The organism is Aeromonas rivipollensis, assembly GCF_010974825.1.
In the GTDB taxonomy this organism is placed as follows: Bacteria; Pseudomonadota; Gammaproteobacteria; order Enterobacterales; family Aeromonadaceae; genus Aeromonas; species Aeromonas rivipollensis.
On sequence record NZ_JAAILA010000013.1, the window covers coordinates 72,189 to 91,340 of the forward strand.

Annotated in this window: 18 protein-coding genes; 6 read left to right on the top strand and 12 right to left on the bottom strand. The window is 64.8% G+C overall.

Translation table 11 applies throughout. The features are described 5' to 3' along the window. Window positions 1-365 precede the first annotated feature (365 nt). Together G4923_RS09985 and xseA are read left to right on the top strand one after the other, a co-directional pair. On the top strand, window positions 366-1,280 hold the full coding sequence (locus tag G4923_RS09985) for a DMT family transporter (RefSeq protein ID WP_111911009.1): 915 nt from the start codon (window positions 366-368) through the stop codon (window positions 1,278-1,280). Window positions 1,281-1,441: 161 nt separating this feature from the next. Further along, a complete protein-coding gene (xseA, locus tag G4923_RS09990) occupies window positions 1,442-2,806 on the top strand; it encodes an exodeoxyribonuclease VII large subunit (protein WP_111911007.1) in 1,365 nt (454 codons plus the stop codon). 60 nt (window positions 2,807-2,866) lie between these two features. Here xseA and hutW read toward each other — a convergent pair whose 3' ends face one another. From hutW to pspA, 12 genes are all read right to left on the bottom strand, one after another. Then, on the bottom strand, window positions 2,867-4,240 hold the full coding sequence (gene hutW, locus G4923_RS09995; protein WP_163136915.1) for a heme anaerobic degradation radical SAM methyltransferase ChuW/HutW: 1,374 nt from the start codon (window positions 4,238-4,240) through the stop codon (window positions 2,867-2,869). A gap of 265 nt (window positions 4,241-4,505) precedes the next feature. Beyond that, a complete protein-coding gene (gene yfiB, locus G4923_RS10000) occupies window positions 4,506-4,994 on the bottom strand; it encodes an outer membrane lipoprotein YfiB (protein WP_106887963.1) in 489 nt (162 codons plus the stop codon). Window positions 4,995-5,028: 34 nt separating this feature from the next. Further along, window positions 5,029-6,270: a diguanylate cyclase DgcN/YfiN gene (gene dgcN / locus G4923_RS10005; protein WP_163136923.1), complete on the bottom strand. Its 1,242-nt coding sequence runs from the start codon at window positions 6,268-6,270 to the stop codon at window positions 5,029-5,031. Beyond that, entirely contained in the window at window positions 6,267-6,815 is a 549-nt protein-coding gene (gene yfiR / locus G4923_RS10010; RefSeq protein WP_163136925.1) for a regulatory sequestration protein YfiR, read from the bottom strand. Before yfiR ends, dgcN begins: the two co-directional genes overlap by 4 nt. A gap of 195 nt (window positions 6,816-7,010) precedes the next feature. Then, complete coding sequence (tyrR, locus tag G4923_RS10015) at window positions 7,011-8,558, bottom strand: transcriptional regulator TyrR (protein WP_106886955.1); 1,548 nt, start codon at window positions 8,556-8,558, stop codon at window positions 7,011-7,013. A 140-nt stretch (window positions 8,559-8,698) separates the two neighbouring features. After that, window positions 8,699-9,037, bottom strand: coding sequence for a 4a-hydroxytetrahydrobiopterin dehydratase (locus G4923_RS10020; RefSeq protein WP_163136927.1), 339 nt, complete (start codon window positions 9,035-9,037; stop codon window positions 8,699-8,701). 40 nt (window positions 9,038-9,077) lie between these two features. Further along, window positions 9,078-9,872, bottom strand: coding sequence for a phenylalanine 4-monooxygenase (gene phhA / locus G4923_RS10025; protein ID WP_163136929.1), 795 nt, complete (start codon window positions 9,870-9,872; stop codon window positions 9,078-9,080). Window positions 9,873-10,094: 222 nt separating this feature from the next. Then, window positions 10,095-11,126 carry a YcjF family protein gene (locus G4923_RS10030; RefSeq protein ID WP_163136931.1) on the bottom strand — a complete coding sequence of 344 codons (1,032 nt, stop codon included), beginning with the start codon at window positions 11,124-11,126 and terminating at the stop codon, window positions 10,095-10,097. 30 nt (window positions 11,127-11,156) lie between these two features. After that, the gene (locus tag G4923_RS10035; RefSeq protein ID WP_163136933.1) at window positions 11,157-12,563 is read right to left on the bottom strand and encodes a YcjX family GTP-binding protein; all 1,407 of its coding nucleotides are present in this window, start codon (window positions 12,561-12,563) and stop codon (window positions 11,157-11,159) included. A gap of 76 nt (window positions 12,564-12,639) precedes the next feature. Next, window positions 12,640-13,041, bottom strand: coding sequence for an envelope stress response membrane protein PspC (gene pspC, locus G4923_RS10040; protein ID WP_106886959.1), 402 nt, complete (start codon window positions 13,039-13,041; stop codon window positions 12,640-12,642). Between the two features lie 94 nt (window positions 13,042-13,135). Then, window positions 13,136-13,372, bottom strand: coding sequence for an envelope stress response membrane protein PspB (pspB, locus tag G4923_RS10045; RefSeq protein WP_106886960.1), 237 nt, complete (start codon window positions 13,370-13,372; stop codon window positions 13,136-13,138). A gap of 3 nt (window positions 13,373-13,375) precedes the next feature. After that, complete coding sequence (pspA, locus tag G4923_RS10050; RefSeq protein WP_106886961.1) at window positions 13,376-14,053, bottom strand: phage shock protein PspA; 678 nt, start codon at window positions 14,051-14,053, stop codon at window positions 13,376-13,378. A 195-nt stretch (window positions 14,054-14,248) separates the two neighbouring features. Here pspA and pspF point away from each other — a divergent pair, with 195 nt between their 5' ends. The 4 genes from pspF to G4923_RS10070 all read left to right on the top strand — a co-directional run bounded on the left by pspF (window position 14,249) and on the right by G4923_RS10070 (window position 19,125). Next, complete coding sequence (gene pspF / locus G4923_RS10055) at window positions 14,249-15,292, top strand: phage shock protein operon transcriptional activator (protein ID WP_163136935.1); 1,044 nt, start codon at window positions 14,249-14,251, stop codon at window positions 15,290-15,292. A gap of 170 nt (window positions 15,293-15,462) precedes the next feature. Beyond that, window positions 15,463-17,058, top strand: a complete 1,596-nt coding sequence (gene sapA / locus G4923_RS10060) for an ABC transporter substrate-binding protein SapA (RefSeq protein WP_163137058.1) — start codon at window positions 15,463-15,465, stop codon at window positions 17,056-17,058. A gap of 76 nt (window positions 17,059-17,134) precedes the next feature. Then, window positions 17,135-18,094 carry an ABC transporter permease gene (locus tag G4923_RS10065; RefSeq protein ID WP_106886964.1) on the top strand — a complete coding sequence of 320 codons (960 nt, stop codon included), beginning with the start codon at window positions 17,135-17,137 and terminating at the stop codon, window positions 18,092-18,094. A gap of 137 nt (window positions 18,095-18,231) precedes the next feature. Further along, window positions 18,232-19,125 carry an ABC transporter permease subunit gene (locus tag G4923_RS10070; protein WP_005325348.1) on the top strand — a complete coding sequence of 298 codons (894 nt, stop codon included), beginning with the start codon at window positions 18,232-18,234 and terminating at the stop codon, window positions 19,123-19,125. The last annotated feature ends 27 nt before the right edge of the window (window positions 19,126-19,152 follow it).

The window sequence follows — 19,152 nt, forward strand, 5'->3', positions numbered from 1 at the left end:
GTTTTGTGTGTGACGCCGGTGTGCCCCGGCATTCCCCATCCGCTACATTCCCGCCTTCGAATGAGTCACGCCAGTCTAGGGCGTGCACAGGCCGACTCATGGCAGATACGTATGAAATGTGACCTAAATCGCCCCGCAAATAATGCATATGTGATTGATAGCGCTTTCATTTCTCTCGATGGCGACAGAGGGTGACCCCTCTTCACTGGGCACAGAATCCGGTGCTCGGCCGGTGAACAAGCCATCCCCGACGAGAGCGGATCGCGACATGCCCCCCTTCGCCGTTGCCATTCGGGGAGCTTGCCGCCATGATGCAGAGCCTCTCCTTCTCATGTCGGGCAGGAAGAGCATCCAAGGGAGTGGAGATGAGAACATCGGATTACGTGCGACTGCTGGTGCTGGCGGCCATCTGGGGCGCCAGCTTCCTGTTCATGCGCATAGCGGCGCCCGCCTTTGGCTCGGTCAACACCACCTTCCTGCGGGTCTTCTTCGCCCTGGTCGGGCTCGCCGCCATGCTGTTGCTGCTGCGCACTCCCATGCAGTTCCAGGGCAAGCTCAAATCCATCATGGTGCTCGGCATCATCAACTCGGGCGTGCCCTTCCTGATGTACGCCATCGCCGCTCTCTGGCTGCCCGCCGGCTACTCGGCCATCCTGAACGCCACCACACCGCTGATGGGGGCAGTGATCGGCTTCTCCTTCTTCAACGAGACGCTGACCTTGCGAAAGTGGAGCGGCGTCATGCTGGGGCTGATGGGCATAGCCCTCATCACCACCACGGGAGAGGTGAACCTGACCGGCAATCTCGTCACCGGCGTGCTGGCCTGCCTCATCGCCACCGCCTGCTATGGCTGCGCCGGTTTCCTGACCCGACGCTGGATCAGCGAGCGGGGCGGCCTCGACGCCAAGCTGGTGGCCTTTGGCAGCCAGCTCGGCGCCTGCCTCTTCCTGCTCCCCTTCTTCGGTTACACCCTGGTGACAGGCCCCGCCGTCAACTGGGCCCTCCCCGAGGTGTGGGCCAGCGTGCTGGCGGTCGGCTTCATCTGCACCGCCCTCGCCTATCTTATCTACTTCAGGCTGATCGCCGATATCGGGCCCCTGCGCTCCCTGACGGTCACCTTCCTGATCCCGCCCTTTGGCATCTTGTGGGGCTATCTGGTGCTGGGCGAAACCCTCACCGGTGGTTTCGTGGCGGGCGGCGCCATCGTCTGTCTCGCGGTCTGGCTGGTGGTGAGCCCGAGCAGGGCCACCAAACCGGCCAAGGCGCAGCCACAGGGCTGAACGCTATCTGCCGGGCCCCGTGGCTCGGCAGATAGCACAGGCAGACTGAAGCCAGACGCCGCTTCTGCCACAGACACGGACTCGGCGGATGGGCTGAACTGGGGTAAGATGTGCCCCATCGTTTTCTCCCCGCTCCGGCGGACACAGCAGCAGGGCCAGCCTTGAACCACCTCGACGAATCCAGCCAGAGCAGGCAACAGCAGATCTTCACCGTCACCCGCCTCAACAGCGCCGTGCGCATGATACTGGAGCAGGATCTGGGGCTGGTGTGGCTGACGGGGGAGCTCTCCAACCTGGCGATGCCAAGCTCGGGCCACTGGTACTTCTCCTTGAAAGACATCTCGGCCCAGGTGCGCTGCGCCATGTTCAAGGGCAACAACCGCCGGGTGCCGTTCCGACCGCAAGATGGTATGCAGGTACTGGTGCAGGCGCGGGTCTCCCTCTATGAACCCCGCGGCGACTACCAGCTCATCATCGAATCCATGCAGCCCGCCGGGGACGGCATGCTGGCCCTGCGCTTCGAAGAGCTCAAGCGCCGCCTCGACGCCGAAGGGCTGTTCGACGAGGGCCGCAAGCGCCCGCTCCCCCGCGAACCCCGCGCCGTGGGGCTGGTCACCTCGGCCACCGGCGCCGCCCTGCACGACATGCTGACGGTACTCAAACGCCGGGCGCCAGACCTGCCAGTCTTCATCTACCCGACCCAGGTGCAGGGCAGCGCCGCCACCGCCCAGATAGTCGCGGCCATCACTCTTGCCAACCGCCGCGCCGAGGTGGATGTGCTCATCGTCGGTCGCGGCGGCGGCTCCCTTGAGGATCTCTGGTGCTTCAACGAGGAGGTGGTGGCCCGCGCCATTGCCAACTCCACCATCCCTGTCATCAGCGCGGTGGGCCACGAGGTGGATGTCACCATCAGCGACTTCGCCGCCGACTTGCGCGCCCCCACCCCCTCCGCCGCCGCCGAGCTGGTGGCACCGGACAGAAGCGCCCGCGCCCAGCGCCTGGGTCACCTCAAGCAGCGTCTGCTGCAGGCCATCTCCCGGCGCCAGACCGCCGCCCGCCATGGCTTCGCGCTGCTGCAAAAGCGGCTCGACCATCAGGATCCCAAGCGCCTGCTGGAGCAGCAGTCCCAGCGTCTGGACGAGCTGTCCGGCCGCCTGCAGCAACTGCTCAATCTGCGCCTGCATCAGGGGGAGCGGCGCCTCGCGAACCTCGAACTGCGGCTGCAGGCCAGGAGCCCTTCAACGCTGCTGGCCGCTGGCAAGCGCCGCCACCAGTTGGCCGAGGAGCGGCTCCATACCCTGATGAACAAGCGCCAGGATCTGGCCGCCCACCGCCTCGCCATGCTGAGTGCGCGGCTCGACGGGATAAGCCCGCTGGCCACCCTGGGGCGAGGTTACTCCATCACCCGCACGCCAAGTGGCGAGGTGATAAGCCGTGCCGCCCAGGTGAGCCCGGGCCAACAACTGGTCACCACGCTCGCAGAGGGGGAGCTGCGGGTGCGGGTGGAGGAAGTGCACAACCAATAACGAAAGGGGGGCCATCAAGCGGCCCCCCTTTCGTTCCCTCCTTAGTCTTGCCCCTGCCCGCTACACCGGCGAATGATGCCGGGCCCCGCCCGGATGAGCGGCGGGGGTTGCCGCCTCACCTCCCAGGGGATTTGACTGCAGATACTCGAACAAGCCCGCCTGCAGATTGACGTTCCAGAAGCGCCCCGCCAGGGTCAGCGCCAGTGCCTCCCCGGTCAGCTCGGCCAGGCCATGCTGCTGCCAGCGATCAAAGAGCGGCAACAGATGCGCCCGCAAGGGGGATGGCAAGCGCCCGAGGGCAAGCCAGCCGGTATCGAGGCCACCGCGCAGCAGGCCGTCCATAGACGCGTTGGGGTTGGGCCTCATCACCATGCCGGGCGCTCGCAGATCGGCGGCCAGCGCCTGGTGCCAGGCCCCTAGATCCCGGCCATACATGAGACCGTGGCCATGAATGCTGCCCCCCGCCCCCGCACCGAAGGGGAGGATCTCGGCGCCGCGCTTGGCCATCTGGTTGTAGCGGCTCTGCTCGGCCTCGCTTCGCCGCCAGTGGCTGCAGGAGAGCCGCTGCCAGCCCCCCTGCTCCAGGGTGCGGGCGCCATAGGCATACATGGTCGCCCGCTGCTGACCATCGGCGGACCAGCCGAGCCGGCCCTTCTCCTGCGCGCGATCCAGATTGGTGCCCTGCATGGGGATGAGCTGATAGAGATCCACCCCGTGCACGCCGCTGGTCATCACATCCGCGATGTCCTGGCGCCACAGGGCGTCATCCTGCCCCGGCAGGCCGAAGATGAGATCCGCCACTATGACGGCGGCGTCATCCCGGGTCAGCTCCTCCAACCGGGCGAGCAGTGTCTCCCTATCGTCGAAACGGGCCGCTTGCTGGCGCACTTCTGTGTTGAAGCTCTGCACCCCGAACGAGAAACGGTTGAAGCCCCCCGCCAGGGCCGTCTGCCACTTCTCATCATCAAAGCCGTTGAGCCGCCCCTCCAGGGTCACTTCCGCATCGGCCGTCAGCGGAAAACGGCGGATCGCCTCGGCGAGGCGCGCCAGATCGTCCGCCGCCATATCGGTGGGTGTGCCGCCCCCCACATAGACGGCCGAGAAGGGGTGACTCTGGCCAAAGGGAGAGTCGGCGGCCCGGTGCAGACTGTCACACAGGGCCGCCATATAGCGGCTCATGCGCGCCGGGTTGGCGCCATTTTCGAAGAAGTTGCAGAAGCTGCAGCGCTTGCGGCAGAAGGGTACATGGATATAGAGCGCCCGCTCCTGGGCCTCGCTCGGTCGCTGCCACCAGGCTTGCCAGCCGGCGTCGTCCAGCGTCAGGGGGCCTGCGCCGCCCCGGCTGGCATGGGCCGAGGTCTTGGCGCCAAAGGCGAACTTCAGGGGATCCGGGGTGGCGAGCCCCGTCATGGTCGGGGTGAACTGTGGCGTCATCACTGGCAGGTTACCGTCTGGAAATAATGCAAATGATAACGAATATCAGTTAAGCCCTGTGTTGTGCTGGATCAAGTCAGGGGCATTGAGAGGACGTCATCTCCCCCCTCTGCCTGGGCGCGAGAGCAGATGTAAAGCGAGATCATGCAGGAGGCGTGGCAGGAAGAGAGCCACTCTCCGGCGGGAGAGTGGTGGCACACACGCGATCAGGCCAGAGGAAGGATCCCGGCGGCGGGATCAGGGCGCTGACGCCGGGCTGGACAGATCAGCCGTTGTCTATGATGATGGCGACCCGGCGATTCTCCGCCCGTCCGGCGGCGGTGCCGTTATCGGCGATCGGCGCCTCTTCACCGCGTCCACGGATGTCCAGGTTGGCCGCGGGCATGCCCACAGACGCCAGCACCTCGGCCACGGACTGGGCCCGTTTCAACGAGAGCTGCTCGTTGTAGGCCGCCTCGCCGTTGGAGTCGGTGTGACCGTCCACCCGGGCCCGGTTCAGCCCCACCTCAATCAGGGCCCTGCCCAAGGCTTCCACCACCTGGCGGGTGCCGGGATTGAGGGCCCCCACGTTGTTGGCAAAGAGCACCTTGTTGGAGATATCCAGGGTCCAGCCCTCGTCGGTCAGGTGAAACCCCTGCTCCTTGAGTGCGGCGATCTGCGCCTGCGTGAGGCCCTGGGGAGCGCTCTGGCAAGCCGCCAGCCCACCGAGCAAGAGTGCGAACAGACCTGCTCTCATCAGGTTGAAAAACGTCATCATTCTGGTCCTTTCATTATTTTCCATATCAATTTCACGTGGTTGTCTGGTTGTCTCTGTGTCCCTCCCTGCGTTGTCGTTTGGATTCATACATGGCACCGTCGGCGGCCTGCAACAAGGCATCCGCCGTCTCCCCCTGCTCGGGGTAGAGGGCGGCGCCGACGCTGATGCCGACCCCCAGATGACGGCCATCGCTCAAGACCACGGGGGTGCTCATCGCCTGCTGGATCCGCATCATCACCTCCTGCACCTCACTCCCCTGATGCACCGGAAAGAGCAGGACCACAAACTCATCCCCACCCAGCCGGCACACCAGGTCCATGGGCCTGAGCTGATGCTGCACCCGCCGCGCCAGGGTGATGAGCACCTCGTCACCGATTGCATGGCCCAGGTTGTCATTGATCTGCTTGAAGCGATCACAGTCCAGATAGAGCAGGGCGAAGCGCTCCTGCCGGGTGCGCCCGGCCTGGATGGCTTGCTCCAGCCGCGCCTCGAACAGCGCCCGGTTGGGCAATCCGGTGAGGGGATCATGGGTTGCCTGGTGCAGCAGGGTGGCGTTCTCCCGCTTCTGATGGGCCTGCCAGGCTTCCAGCTCGTCGAGCAGTGAATTGAAGTCCTCCCCGAGCTCGTGCAGCTCGGCGATGTTGGCCGCCGGCACCCGCTGCTTGAGGGCGCGCTGGCGGCTGACGTTGTAGGCGACCTCGGTCAGGGCCTTGAGGGGCGCCGTGATGGAACGCTGCATCCGGCGCGCCACATAGAGCGCCCCCAGGATACTGAGCAGCAGGCACAGCAGGGTCGCCATCAGGGTCTGCAACAGGAAGCGCAGCAGGTGCTGGCCGTGACCGACCAGGTGAACCTGGGCTATCTCCTTGCTCTCCCGCACTATGGGCTGCTCCACAGGTCCCGGCAGGATAAGCTGGGCCAGATGCTGCTCCAGACTGCTCCAGGGGGTCGTAATGTCCCGGCGCCAGCTCGCCAGCACCTGACCGCCGGGCAGCAGAATGCGGGCGCTGGCCACGTCCTCCCGGGAGGTGATGGCCTCCAGGGCATCCTTGGCCGCATCCTTGTCATCGAACACCACGGCCGCTTCCGCGGTGTAACTGATGGCCCGCGTCACCAGCTTGAGGTTGTGATCCGCATAGAGGCGCAGCGCCAGCAGCGCCGTGATGGTCAGGAAGAGGCCCGCCATGCAGACGGCGGTCAGGGAGATCATCATGTGGGTGCGCCCCAGACTCTGGCGCAGGGTGAGCCGGGGGCTGGCGTGATTGATGGTCATCGCGCCTCCGCATCCGCTCTGGCGAGCTTGAGCACGGCCGGGTGCACCCGCACGCCGCTGCGGGCGAGTGCATCCAGGTTGACCCGAAAACGGACCCTCTCTTTGCCGGCCTGCAGGCAGAACACCGCATCGGCGATGCACTCGCGGCTCTGCTCGCTGATGCTGAGGATGGCGTACCCCCGCAGACGTTCGAACAGGGAGAGCCGCTGCTCGGGGACCAGCACCCCCAGATAGATCACATCGCAGCGCTGGATCAGCGCCTCGTCGTCGACCTCGTAGCGATGCACATCGACCGGGCGGCCATTGGCCTGCTGGCGGATGGTGAGCAGCGACGCCGCATATTCCGTGGGCGCGGCGACGCAGAGCCGCAACCTGGCAGGCTCGCTGGGCCAGCGGGTGTAGCTCAGGATATCGAGCACGGTTTGCCGCACCAGCTCGCTGCGCACTTCCGCCGAGGTAGCCGGCGCCGCCTCGCAAGTCAGCACCCAGAGGCAGCACAGGGGCGTGAGCCACGCCAGGATCCGAAAAGAGGAGAAAAACTGCATGATGCCCGCGCTTATGCCCACGTCGGTACCTGGGGGGTCCGACGCCCATGGAGGGAGTGCCAGAGAGGAGTCGCATCGAGCTTATCAGCCGCCAGGCGGCTGCCTATCCGTACTGGCATCGGCTGCGTCAGCGGCCGACGCAGCGAGGGCGACACCACAGACCAGGACGGGCACCCCTGGGGCACGCCTTCAGGGTTACTTTTTGCCAATCCCATATTCACGCAGCTTGTTGGCGATGGCGGTGTGGGAGACCCCGAGCCGCTTGGCCAACTGGCGGGTAGAGGGGAAGGCCGGGTAGAGCCGCTCCAGCAGCCGGCTCTCGAAGCGCTTCACCGCCTCGTCGAGCCCCCCCTCGAACCACTCGTCGATAAGGGGCATGGCGTCGGCCGCCACCGGCAGGTCCACGTGCTCGGGGCCTATTTCGTCCCCTTCCAGCAACGTCATGGCCCGGTAGAGGCAGTTGCGCAGCTGGCGCACGTTGCCGGGCCAGCGGTAGGCGGTCAGGTACTCGGCCATGTTGCGGGTAAAGCGCGGGCGTGGGCGCTGCAACTCGCTCGCGAAGCGGGAGACGAACTGCTGTGCCAGGGCCATGATGTCCGCCTTGCGCTCGCGCAGGGGGGGCAGCGCCAGACTCAACACGTTGAGGCGGTAGTAGAGATCTTCCCGGAACTTGCCTTCGTGCACCAGATCCAGCAACTGCTTCTGGGTGGTACAGATAAAGCGCACGTTGACCCTCACCTCCTGCTCGTCCCCGACCCGGCGGAAGACGCCGTCTTGCAGCACCCGCAGGAACTTGGTCTGCAGATGGGGGGACATGTCGCCTATCTCGTCCAGCATCAGGGTGCCGCCGCTCGCCAGCTCCAGCACGCCGCGCTTGCCTTCGGTGTTGTTGCCAAAGGCGCCGGGGGCGTAGCCAAACAGCTCGCTCTCGGCCACGTTGTCCGGCATGGCGGCGCAGTTGAGCGCCATGAAGGGATGGCTGGATCTCAGGCTGGCGCCGTGGCAGGCGCGGGCCAGCAACTCCTTGCCGGTGCCGGTCTCCCCCACGATGAGCAAGGGGGCATCCTGCATCGCGAGCTTGGCGGCCTGGGCCAGCACCTCCTTCATCTTCTGGCTCTCGGCCTGCAGGTGCTCGAAGCCCCCGACTTCCACCGCGTGCAGCGCGCTGAAGTGCATACCGACCCGGCGGGCGGATTTGAGCACCACAACGGCGCCGGCCAGGGCCTGTTTGCCCTTCTCCTCGGCCACGAACAGCGGCATCAGATCGCCGAGGTACTCCTCGCCGCCGAGGCTGAGTTTGCAGGTCTGGGGCTTGATCTCGCTCGCCTCCAGCCAGCGGGCGAAGGAGAAGCCCTTGACCAGGGAGCCGAGCGCCACCCCGCGCACCTCTTCCGGCGGCAGCGCCAGCGTGGTGAGGGCGGCCTGGTTGGCCTGGGTCACCCGCCCCTTGCTGTCGAGGGAGAAGACCAGATCCGGCAGCGCCTTGAGCAGGGCCTCTATCTCGTGATGCTCCCGCTCGGAGGGCATATAGGGGATGGTCTTGACGTCATAGACGCCGGGAATGCGGCGGATCTCCGGCATCAGGTGCTGGAAATCGCGAAACTCCAGCTCGGGGAAATTGAGATAGATGATGCCTGAGGTATCGATTTCGATGCCGCGCAGATCGATGTTGTGCTCCACCAGTCGGTCGAGCAGTTCCCGGGTCAGGCCCAGACGGTCTTCACAGCTGACTTCAAGACGCATTCGGCACACACTTCCTAGCTAACATTCTGAATAGCCGGATGATACAGACTCGATCCCGCCAGTGCGAGCGCTCCCCCATAAAAATGCGGGCCCGCCACGTTTTCACCGGGCAGGCCCTGTTTCTCCGCGTCAAGCCGCTGTTACTTCATCAACTCGTCGGTGCGCGCCGCCATGATGAAGTCGTTGCGATGCAATCCACCTATCTTGTGGGTCCACCAGCTCACTGTCACCCTGCCCCACTCGAGCAAGATCGCCGGATGGTGGAACTCGGCCTCCGCCAGCTCGCCCAACCGGTTGGTGAAGGCCAGCGCCTCCTTGAAGTTGCGAAAGGCAAATTCACGCCTCAGTTGCAGCTCGCCGTTCACCACCAGGGGCTGCCAGTCGGGGATGGCGTGCATCAGCTCGCTCAGCTCCTGCTCGGTCACCCTGGGGGCATCGGCGCGGCACGCTTCGCACCGCTGGTTTGCCAGTTCAGACATTCGGGACTCCTTTCATCAATGGAATGGGTTGGAAACGGATTCAGCTCGCCTGCCGGCCAGAGGCCGGGGCAAAGCGGGGCGGACGCAGACCGAGGCGACGGGCCTCGGCCACCGCCGCCATGATCTGCTGCGGCCCCAGGCGGTAGAGGCAATCCAGGCTTGGCAGCACGAAATAGACGGGTTGCATGATGTCGATGCGATAAGGGGTGCGCAGCACCTCCAGCAGATCGAAGGGTTGCAGCACCGGCTTGCCGGAAAGGGCATAGGCGGTCTCGCCGATGGAGGAGAGGATGCCGCCACCGTAGATGCGCAGCCCCTCCCCCTCCTGCAGGAGACCAAACTCCACGGTGAACCAGTAGAGCCGCGCCAGATAGACCCGCTCCTCCTTGCTGGCGTTCAGCCCGAGCTGGCCATAGAGGTGGGTGAAGTGGGCGAAGGCGGGATTGGTCAGCATGGCGCAGTGGCCGAAGATCTCATGGAAGATGTCGGGCTCTTGCAGATAGTCGAGCTCGTCCCGGCGGCGGATGAAGGTAGCCACCGGAAACTGGCGATCCGCCAGCAGGGCAAAGAAGCGATCGAAGGAGATGAGGGCAGGCACGGCGGCCACCGACCAGCCGGTGGTGGGGGTCAGGGCGGCGTTGATCTCCCCCAGTTGCGGGATACGATCCCGGGGCAGTGCCAGCCTCTCCAGCCCCGCCAGGTATGCATCGCAGGCCTTGCCATCGAGCGCCTCGAGCTGGCGCGCGATCAGGATCTGCCAGGTCCCCTGCTCTTCCTCCGAGTAGTGGATGCAACCCTGATCGTCCGGTTGGTGTGCTGTGTAGCTACTTGCCATGATCCCTGCCATCTTCGGCCCCTAAAGGCCCCTTGTCGTTGCTCTTCAGGATCACTGTAACGGCTTGCCCATCAAAAAAGCAGCCGACCCCGAGGTCGGCTGACTGCCACAGATGTAAATAATTTGTAACATCTCGATATACTTTCCCGGGGCGCTGCCGTGGTTGAGGCACGCCGCCCGGGGGATGGCTCAGGCAGGGAGATCACAGCCCTTGAATGGCCCCTATGACTTGCGAAGATAGCCCGCCAGCTGGCCGACAAGCCGCTTGCGCAGCTCACCTAGCCTGGGTTTCTCGTCCGCACACCAGGGCAGCGGGCGGCACGCCTCTATGGTGCGCAGCCCCAGGCGGGCGGTGAGCAGACCAGCCCCCACCCCTTGCGCGGCGCGGGCGGAGAGCTTGGCGGTGAGCTCGGCCCCCAGCAGATCCATGCCCACCTCTGTCACCAGCTCGGTGGCGCCGGCATAGAGCATGTTGCGAAACACCTGGCGGATGAGGCGAATGCGGCTCCAGTAGCCGAGCTCGATGGCGTAGACATCGGCGATGTCCTCGATCATCCGCAGGTTGCGCCACAGCATCAGCATCATGTCGACGGTGGCGAGCGGGCTCAGGGCCACCAGCACGGCTGCCTCCCCCGACCATTTGGCGACCCGGGCCTGGGCGAGCTTGTCCCGCTCGCCCAGCACCAGCTGGCTGTAGAGGGTCAGCACCTCCCGATCGCTGTGGCTCTCGTCGAGCTGGCCGAGCCAGGTCTGATACCCCTCCCGCCCCTTGTCGCCACTCTTTTCGGCCAGGGCCTCGCAGAATGCCTGCCCCTGCCCCACCCCCTGATGGGCCAGCAGATCTTCGGCCCGTGAGCGCACATCCTGGCGCCGCTTGAGGGTGCGCAGCCGCAGCCACTCGCGCCCGACCACGCCGGCCGTGCCCACCGCCACCAGGCCAGAAGCCAGCAGCCAGGCACCGCCCCAGAGCGGGGTGGTGAGAAACTGGTCGTAGAGGAAGGCGCCAAACTGGCCCAGGGAGAGCAGGCCGACCGCCCCCAGCCCCCAACCCAAGAGGCGATGGCGGCGACGGGGCCGCACCGTCAGGGCTTGGGCCACCTCGGTGAACTCATCGAGCTCCTCGAGTCGCTCGAAGCTCTCTTCTTCCAGCCGCTGGGCCGGGGCCGGAGGCGGCGCCTCGCTCGCCACCGACAGGGTCGGCTCCAGGATCACCTTGCCTTGCAGCGGCATCGTCTGTGTTGTCTGATCGTTCATCTTGTTCTCTGCTCCTTGGTGCGGCGCCGGTTATTCGAGGTGATCCCCGAGCAAGAACTCCAGTGCCGCGTCCAGCCGGATATGGGGCAGCGCCTGATGGGCGCTCATGGGCATGGGGCGAAATGCCTGAAAATCAAAACCTTGGCTTTGCCACCACTGGGCAGGCGGGATCTGGGGCGGTACCTCCCCCGGGAAGAGCAAGAGCGGCTCCCCTGCCAGGCTGGTGCCACGGATGGCCGGGAACTCGCGGCCATTGGCCTGCCCCTTGCCCACCTCTGTGGCCTTGATGGCGGCCAGCGCCAGGCATTCGGTCTCTATTCCCTCGAAGCGGGCCTGGCCCCGGCCGCTGCTCACCAGATGCTGGAGCAGGGAGACCAGAGGCCCATGCTGCTCCGGGGTGACGTGATCGGCCTTGCTCGCCACGAACAACAGCTTGTCGATGCGCGGGGAGAACAGGCGGCGCCACCAGTTGCTCTTGCCATAGGCGAAGCTCTCCATGATGCGGGCTATGGCCTGCTGCATGTCGCCAAAGCTGGCGGCCCCGGCGTTGAGGGGCGCCAGGCAGTCCACCAGCACTATCTGGCGATCGAAGCCGGCAAAGTGCTGCTCGTAGAAGCCCTGCACCAGGTGCTGCTTGTACTGCTCGAAGCGCTGCTTGAAGGTGGCGTAGAGGCTGCCATCGGCGGGCTCGGAGGCGGGTTTGTCCCAGACCCAGGGCACGAATTGCAGCAGCGGCGCCCCGGCATACTCCCCCGGCAGCACGAAACGGCCCGGCTGGATAAGGTGCAGCCCCAGCTCGCGCTTGCAGGCGTGCAGATAGTCGGTGTAACGCGCTGCCAGCTCGCTCGCCGGCCGCTCTTCGAAGGCTTGCTCGGCCTGCCAGCCGGGGGTCAGCCAGTCGGCGGCCAGGGCCTGCAGCTCGGGGCGACGCAACTGGTTTGCCACCTGCTCGCTCCACTGTTCGTAGTCGAGATCCAGCAGCGGCAAGTCCAGCAGCCACTCGCCGGGGTAGTCCACCAGATCCACATAGAGGGTGGAGATCTCCCCCAGGTGCCGGCGCAAGGGGTGGCGGGTGCGGTAGCGAATTTCCAGGCGCACCTCGGCCACCCCACGTGTCGGCTCAGGCCAGGCGGGGGGCTCGCCGAACAGGGTGTCTAGGCCCCGCTCGTAGGGGAAGGTGGGAATGTGGGCGTTTTGCTGGGGAACCCGGCGGGCGCCGAGGATCCGCCCCTGGCGCTGGGCATCCCACAGGGGCAGACGGCCGTCGATGGCGGCGTGCTCCAGCTGATTGACCAACGCCGTGATGAAGGCGGTCTTGCCGCTGCGGGACAGGCCGGTGACCGCCAGCCGGATGTGGCGATCCCGAGCCCGGTTCACCACCTCAAAGGCCTTGTGCTGCAGCACAGACCATGACTGTTCGAGTTTGTTGCGTATCAAGGCGGGTCTTTTTCTCCTGTCACAACCGAACCATGGGGATAAGGGCCGGGGCCAGGGCCCCGCGCCCTTGCGGTACTCAGAGCTTGCTGAACTCGCGCTGCAGGGTGAACTCCTTGGAGGTCACCAGCTTCTCGATGCGCTGCAGTCTGGGCTCGAGCGTGTCGAGCTCCTGGGCGATGCGGCCGAGCGCCTGATGGGGGGTGACCCCCGCCTGCCAGCTGCGCGCCTTCATGCGCACCTCGGCAAAATCCGCCTCCTGCTCCCCGTAGAGGGTGACCGGCTTCTTGTCGAGCAGGAACCAGGCGGCAATGTAGGCGGTGAAGGTGATGAAACCGGCGAAGATGAGGCCTGTGATAGCCAGCAACCGCACTATCCAGGTCTCCACCCCGAAGTAGTCGGCAAGGCCGGCGCAGACGCCGGCTATCTTGCCCTTCTGGGGATCCCGGTAGAGATTGCGAGAGTTATTCGAGGCGCTCATACCTTGTTCCTCCAACCGGGGACTTCCGCATCCGCAATGAAACCCTGTGTACCGACCGACGCAGACTTCACGCCATGGCAGCCATAGATGGCATTCATACCTTGTTCCTCCAACCGGGGACCTCGGCATCCAGAATGGATTCCAGTGCCCCGACTCTCTCCTGCATCTTCTCGGCACGGACCAGCAGGCCCTGCAACTGCTCCCGCTCATTGTCGGCGAGACCCGCACCAATCCGGCCCTTGGCGCGATAGTGCAGCACCAGCCAGATGGGGGCCACTATGACCATGAAGACGATGAGTGGTGTCGCCAATATCCCAAGAATGTCTTCCATTCATCACTCTCCTTTCGAGGCGGTGTCGCTCTGGCCGAGCTTCTGGCGCATGGCCTCGAGCTCGCGGCTGATCTGATCGTCCGCTTCCAGCTCGGCAAACTGCTGGGCGAGCGCCTTGTCGGACTGGCCGAGATCGGCGCGGGCCTCCATCTCGTCGATGCGGCGCTCCATGCGCTCGAACTTGCTGACCACGGCCTGGCTATCGCCACGGGCCACCTGGCTCTGCACGTTCAAACGGCTGCTGGCGGCCTCGCTGCGAATGGCCATCGCCTTCTGGCGGGCACGGGCGTCTTCGAGCTTGGCTTCCAGCTGGCGGATCTCGTCACCCAGCTTGTCGATGCCGCTGTCCACCGCCTGCTGCTCGCGATAGAGCGCCTCGGCAAGCTCGCTCTGCTTGTTCTTCTCGATGAGGGCGGCACGGGCCAGATCCTCGCGCCCCTTGGTCAGGGCCAGCTCGGCCTTGGCCTGCCATTCGTTCACCCGCTCCTGATGGCGGCTGACCTGACGGCCAATCTCTTTCTGGTTGGCGAGGAAGCGGGCCAGGTTGGAGCGCTCCTTCACCAGTTCATCTTCCATCTCTTGGATGATCAGGCGCACCATCTTCTGGGGATCCTCGGCCTTGTCGAGCAGGGACGTCAGATTGGAATTGATGATGTCGGCCAGGCGGGAAAAAATACTCATGGTTGTACTCCTGTGATGGGCATTGGGTTGTTTCTCCATTGACAATGGCAACTTGTGTGCCAATCTGGAACAATAATTAACTTGTTGATTTATATGGGCACTCTCCATGAGTTTCAAGATGCCCGGAACAAGAGATGATTAAAATAACCAACTTTTGGTAAGATTAACCAGATTTTTCAACGAACAGGGATCAGGATGACCACGGCCACGGAAAGTCTGTTGGGTGAGTCCAACGCGTTTCTAGAGATCATCGAGCAGGCCTCGCGACTCGCCCCCCTGCGCAAACCCGTGCTGATCATCGGCGAGCGGGGGACCGGCAAGGAGCTCATCGCCCACCGCCTACATTATCTCTCGGATCGCTGGGATCAAAGCTTTGTCACCATCAACTGCGCCACCTTGAGCGAGAGCCTGCTGGAAACCGAGCTGTTCGGCCACGAGGCGGGATCCTTCACCGGCGCCGCCAAGCGTCATCAGGGTCGCTTCGAGCGGGCCGATGGCGGCACCCTGTTCCTCGACGAGCTGGCCACCACCAGCGCCCGGGTGCAGGAGAAGCTGCTGCGGGTCATAGAGTACGGTGAATTCGAGCGGGTGGGCGGCGCCAAGGCACTCAAGGTGGATGTGCGCCTGGTGTGCGCCACCAACGAGGATCTGCCGCAGCTGGCGGCCCGGGGGCAGTTTCGTCACGATCTGCTGGACCGGCTGGCCTTCGACGTCATCACCCTGCCCCCGCTGCGGGAGCGGCGAGAAGATATCCTGATGCTGGCGGAGCACTTCGCCCACGGCATGACCCGGGAGCTGGGGTATCCGCTGTTTGCCGGCTTCTCTCGCAAGGCGACCCAGTTGCTGCAAGATTACCCCTGGCCCGGCAACGTGCGGGAGCTCAAGAACGTGGTGGAGCGCAGCCTCTACCGTCAGGGCAATCCGCAGTTACCGCTCTCGGAGCTGGTGATCAACCCCTTCGACTCCCCCTGGCGCCCCCGTACCGGCAGCCCGTCCCCGGTTGCCACCGAGTCGACCTCGGCAAGCGGCCCCCAGGCCATGAGCCTGCCACTGGATCTCAAAGGGGCGGTCGCGGAATACGAGATTAATTTACTCAAGCAAGCGATGCAGCAATCCCAGTATAATCAGCGCAAAGCCGCCCAATTGCTGACCCTGAGCTACCACCAGTTCAGGGGCATGCTGCGCAAATACCAGCTGCTCGAGGGGGATGACAACAATGGCAACATGGACAACGACTGACCCTCTGCCATCACCCCCATCGAGACATGCCTGGTAAATACCCGCTGCTCGAGGGAATTGACGAGGGGAATGTTCGCACACCCCGATGGGACACCCTGCCCGGCAGGATCCCGCAACGCGCCCGCCCTCTGGCGGGCAACTCTGTCTGAAAACATGGTTCCAACATGAGAATGCTCACACCACTGCTGCTCGGCCTCCTGGTACTGGTCACCGGCTGTCAGAAACAAGACGATGCCTCCAGGACCGGGCTCATCTATTGTGCCGACGGGGCGCCCAGATCCTTCAACCCGCAGCTTGCCAATTCAGAGGCGACCCTGGATGCCAGCGCCCGCCCGCTCTACGATCGCCTGCTCGAGGTCAATGCCAATACCCTCAGCATCGAGGGGGGCCTGGCCACCCACTGGCGCAGCAGCGAGGACGGCCTCTCCTATACCCTGACCCTGCGCAAGGGCGTGACCTTCCATCGCACCCCCTGGTTCAATCCGACGCGCCGCTTCAACGCCGACGACGTGCTCTTCACCTATCATCGCCTGCTGGACGAGCACCACCCCTTCCACAGCATCTCGGGTGGCGAGTACCCCTATTTTCACAGCCTGGGGCTGAGCAGCCTCATCAAGCGGGTCTACAAGAAGGGCCCCCATGAGGTGGTGTTCGAGCTGAACCGGCCGGATGCCTCCTTCCTCGCGACCCTGGCCAGCGACTACGCCATAGTGCTCTCGGCCGAATATGGCGAACAGATGGACAAGGCAGGCACCCCCGAGCTGCTCGACAGCCGCCCCATAGGGACGGGCCCCTTCAGCTTCAAGGAGTACCGTCACAACGAGTTCGTGCGCTACCTGCGCCACCCCGGCTACTGGGGCGGCGAGGCGAAGATTGAGCAGCTCATCTACGACATCACCCCCAAGTCGTCCAAGCGGCTCGCCAAGCTGCTGACCGGCGAGTGCGACGTGATGAGCACCCCCTCCGCCAGCCAACTGTCGGTGATAGACAAGGACTCCCACCTCAATCTGTCGGTGCAGTCGGGCATGAACGTCGCCTTCCTCGCCCTCAATACCCGCAAGGCCCCCTTCAACAAGGTGCAGGTGCGCCAGGCGCTGGCCAGTGCCATCAACGTGCAAAACCTGTTGCAGGCGGTCTATTTCGAGACAGGTCAGCCTGCCGCCAGCCTGCTGCCGCCGCTCTCCTGGGGCTACAACCCCTCCCTGACCCAGCGCAAGCCCGATCTGAAGCTCGCCCGTCAGTTGCTCAGGGATGCCGGCTACCCGCAAGGGTTCGAGATGCAGGTGCTGGTGCAGCCCGGCGCCCGCCCCTACAACCCGGACGGTCTCAAGACGGCCCAGCTGATGCGCAGCGATCTCGCCAAGATAGGGGTGAAGCTCAAGATAGTGCAGCAGGCCTGGCCGGTCATCGAGACCCGGCTCGCCCACGGGCAATATGACAGCCTGCTCTCCGGCTGGATCGCCGATAACGCGGATCCGGACAACTTCTTCCGCCAGCTGCTGAGCTGCGCCGCCGTCGAGCGGGGCAACAACTACAGCCGCTGGTGCAGCCCCGCCTTCGATCAGCTGCTGGACGACGCTGTGACCACACCGCAACTCGCCTTCCGCCTGCGCAACTATTACTATGCCCAGTCGCTGCTCAACGAACAGCTGCCGCTCATCCCGCTGGCCCATGCCCTGCGCACCCAGGTGAGCCGCAGTGACATCCAGGGACTGACCCTGATGCCCTTTGGCGGCACCACCTTCAACCAGGCCTATCGGGAGTGAACATGGCGGGCATCCATCCCATCGGTGGCATCTGGCCTCCCTTCCCATCGACGCACCCCTGCGCGGAGGCATAAGCATGTTTTTTTATATTCTGCGTCGCATCACATTGCTGGTGATCACCCTGCTGGTGCTGACCATGGGGGCCTACCTGCTGGAGTTTCGCCTCATCGGCCAGGTGCTGGACTTCTGGCACGGCTACCCGGACTTCCTGCAGCGCATCGCCGCCGGCGATTTCGGCCTCTCCAGCGTCTCCGGCCTGCCGGTGCTGGACGAGATCCGTCACTACTTCCCGGCGACCCTGACCCTCTGTCTCGCGGCCTTTGCCATCTCGCTGCTGGTGGGGATCCCGCTCGGGACCCTGGCGGCCCTCTACCAGGGGCGCGGCCTGGATCTCTCCATCATGGCCGCCGGCCTCATCGGCTACGCCGTGCCCGTCTTCTGGCTGGCGCTGCTGATGGTGATGTTCTTCTCCCTGGATCTCGGCTGGCTACCCTCTTCGGGCCAGATCAGCCTGCTCTACGACGTTCCCTCCATCACGGGGATCGCCATCGTCGACGTGCTGATGAGCCAGGAGCCCTGGCGCGAGGCGGCACTCCATGACGCCCTGCGCCACCTGGTGCTGCCGTCCCTGGTGCTGGCCGTGGTGCCCACCACCGAGGTGATCCGCCACGTGCGCAGCTCCCTCATCGACGTGATGAAGCAGAACTACATCAAGGCCGCCGCCAGCCGTGGTCTCTCCCGCCGCCAGATCGTCTGGCGCCACGGCCTCAAGAATGCCCTGCCCCCCGTGCTGCCCCTGCTCGGCCTGCAACTCGGCAGCGTGCTCACCTCCGCCATGATCACCGAGGTGGTGTTCGACTGGCCCGGGATCGGCCGCTGGCTGGTGAGCAGCATAGCGCTGCAGGACTATGCCGCCATCCGCGGCGCCTTCCTGGTGGTGGCCAGCTTCGTCATCTTCATCAGCGTCAGCACCGAGTTGCTGACCACCATAATGTATCCGGCACGGCGCAAAGAACTCTATGCAAAACAAGACTGAGTACGCCCACAGCGGCACACACGCCAGCATGTCGGCCTCGCGCTGCTCACCGCCTTCATGCTGTATCCGGCACGACGCAAAGAACACCATGCAACACAAGACTGACCCCGCTCATGGCCAGGGCTGGAGCCTGCATCATGCACGATAAATCGAACATCTATCCGGAGCTCAAGATCCTCTCCCCCCTGGAGCAGACCTGGGCCTCCTACCGCCGCAATCCGCTGGCCATGGGCGGCCTCTGGTGCTTCGGCCTGCTGCTGCTCATCACCCTGGTGGGCCCCCTGGTGGTGCCCTACGGCATCGATGATCAGCACAGCGGCCGCCTGCTGCTGGCCCCCTCCTGGGCCAGCACAGGGAACATCGACTACTTCCTCGGCACAGACGATCTGGGCCGCGACATCCTCTCCCGCCTCGTGGTGGGGGCCCGCCTCACCTTCGGCAACGCCTTGCTGGTGGTGGTGATAGCGCTCCTCGTCGGCTCCGCCATCGGCATCCTCGGCGGCATGAGCAAGGGGGTGAAGTCGAGCGTGCTCCATCACCTGCTCGATACCCTGCTCTCCATCCCCTCCCTGCTGCTGGCCATCATAGTGGTCGCCATCCTGGGGCCAGGGCTGTTCAACACCCTGATCGCCATCACGCTGGCGCTGATCCCCCCCTTCATCCGGGCGACCTACAACGCCGTCCACGCCGAGATGCAGAAGGAGTACATCATCGCGAGCCGCCTCGACGGTTCGCCCCCCTTGCGGATCATGCGCCTCGCCATACTGCCGAACATAGTGGAAACCCTGGTGACTCAGACTACCCGGACCCTCTCTGCCGCCATCCTGGATATCTCGGCGGTGGGCTTTCTCGGCCTCGGTGCCCAGTCACCCCAGCCGGAGTGGGGCGCCATGCTGGCGGATTCGAGCGATCTCATCTATCTGGCCCCCTGGACAGTGACCCTGCCGGGCATGGCCATTTTGTTCAGCGTGCTGGTGACTAACCTGGTAGGCGAAGGGATCCGCGAAGCGCTCAAAGAGGGGAACGATTGATGATACTGCGGCTCTATACCATCAAGG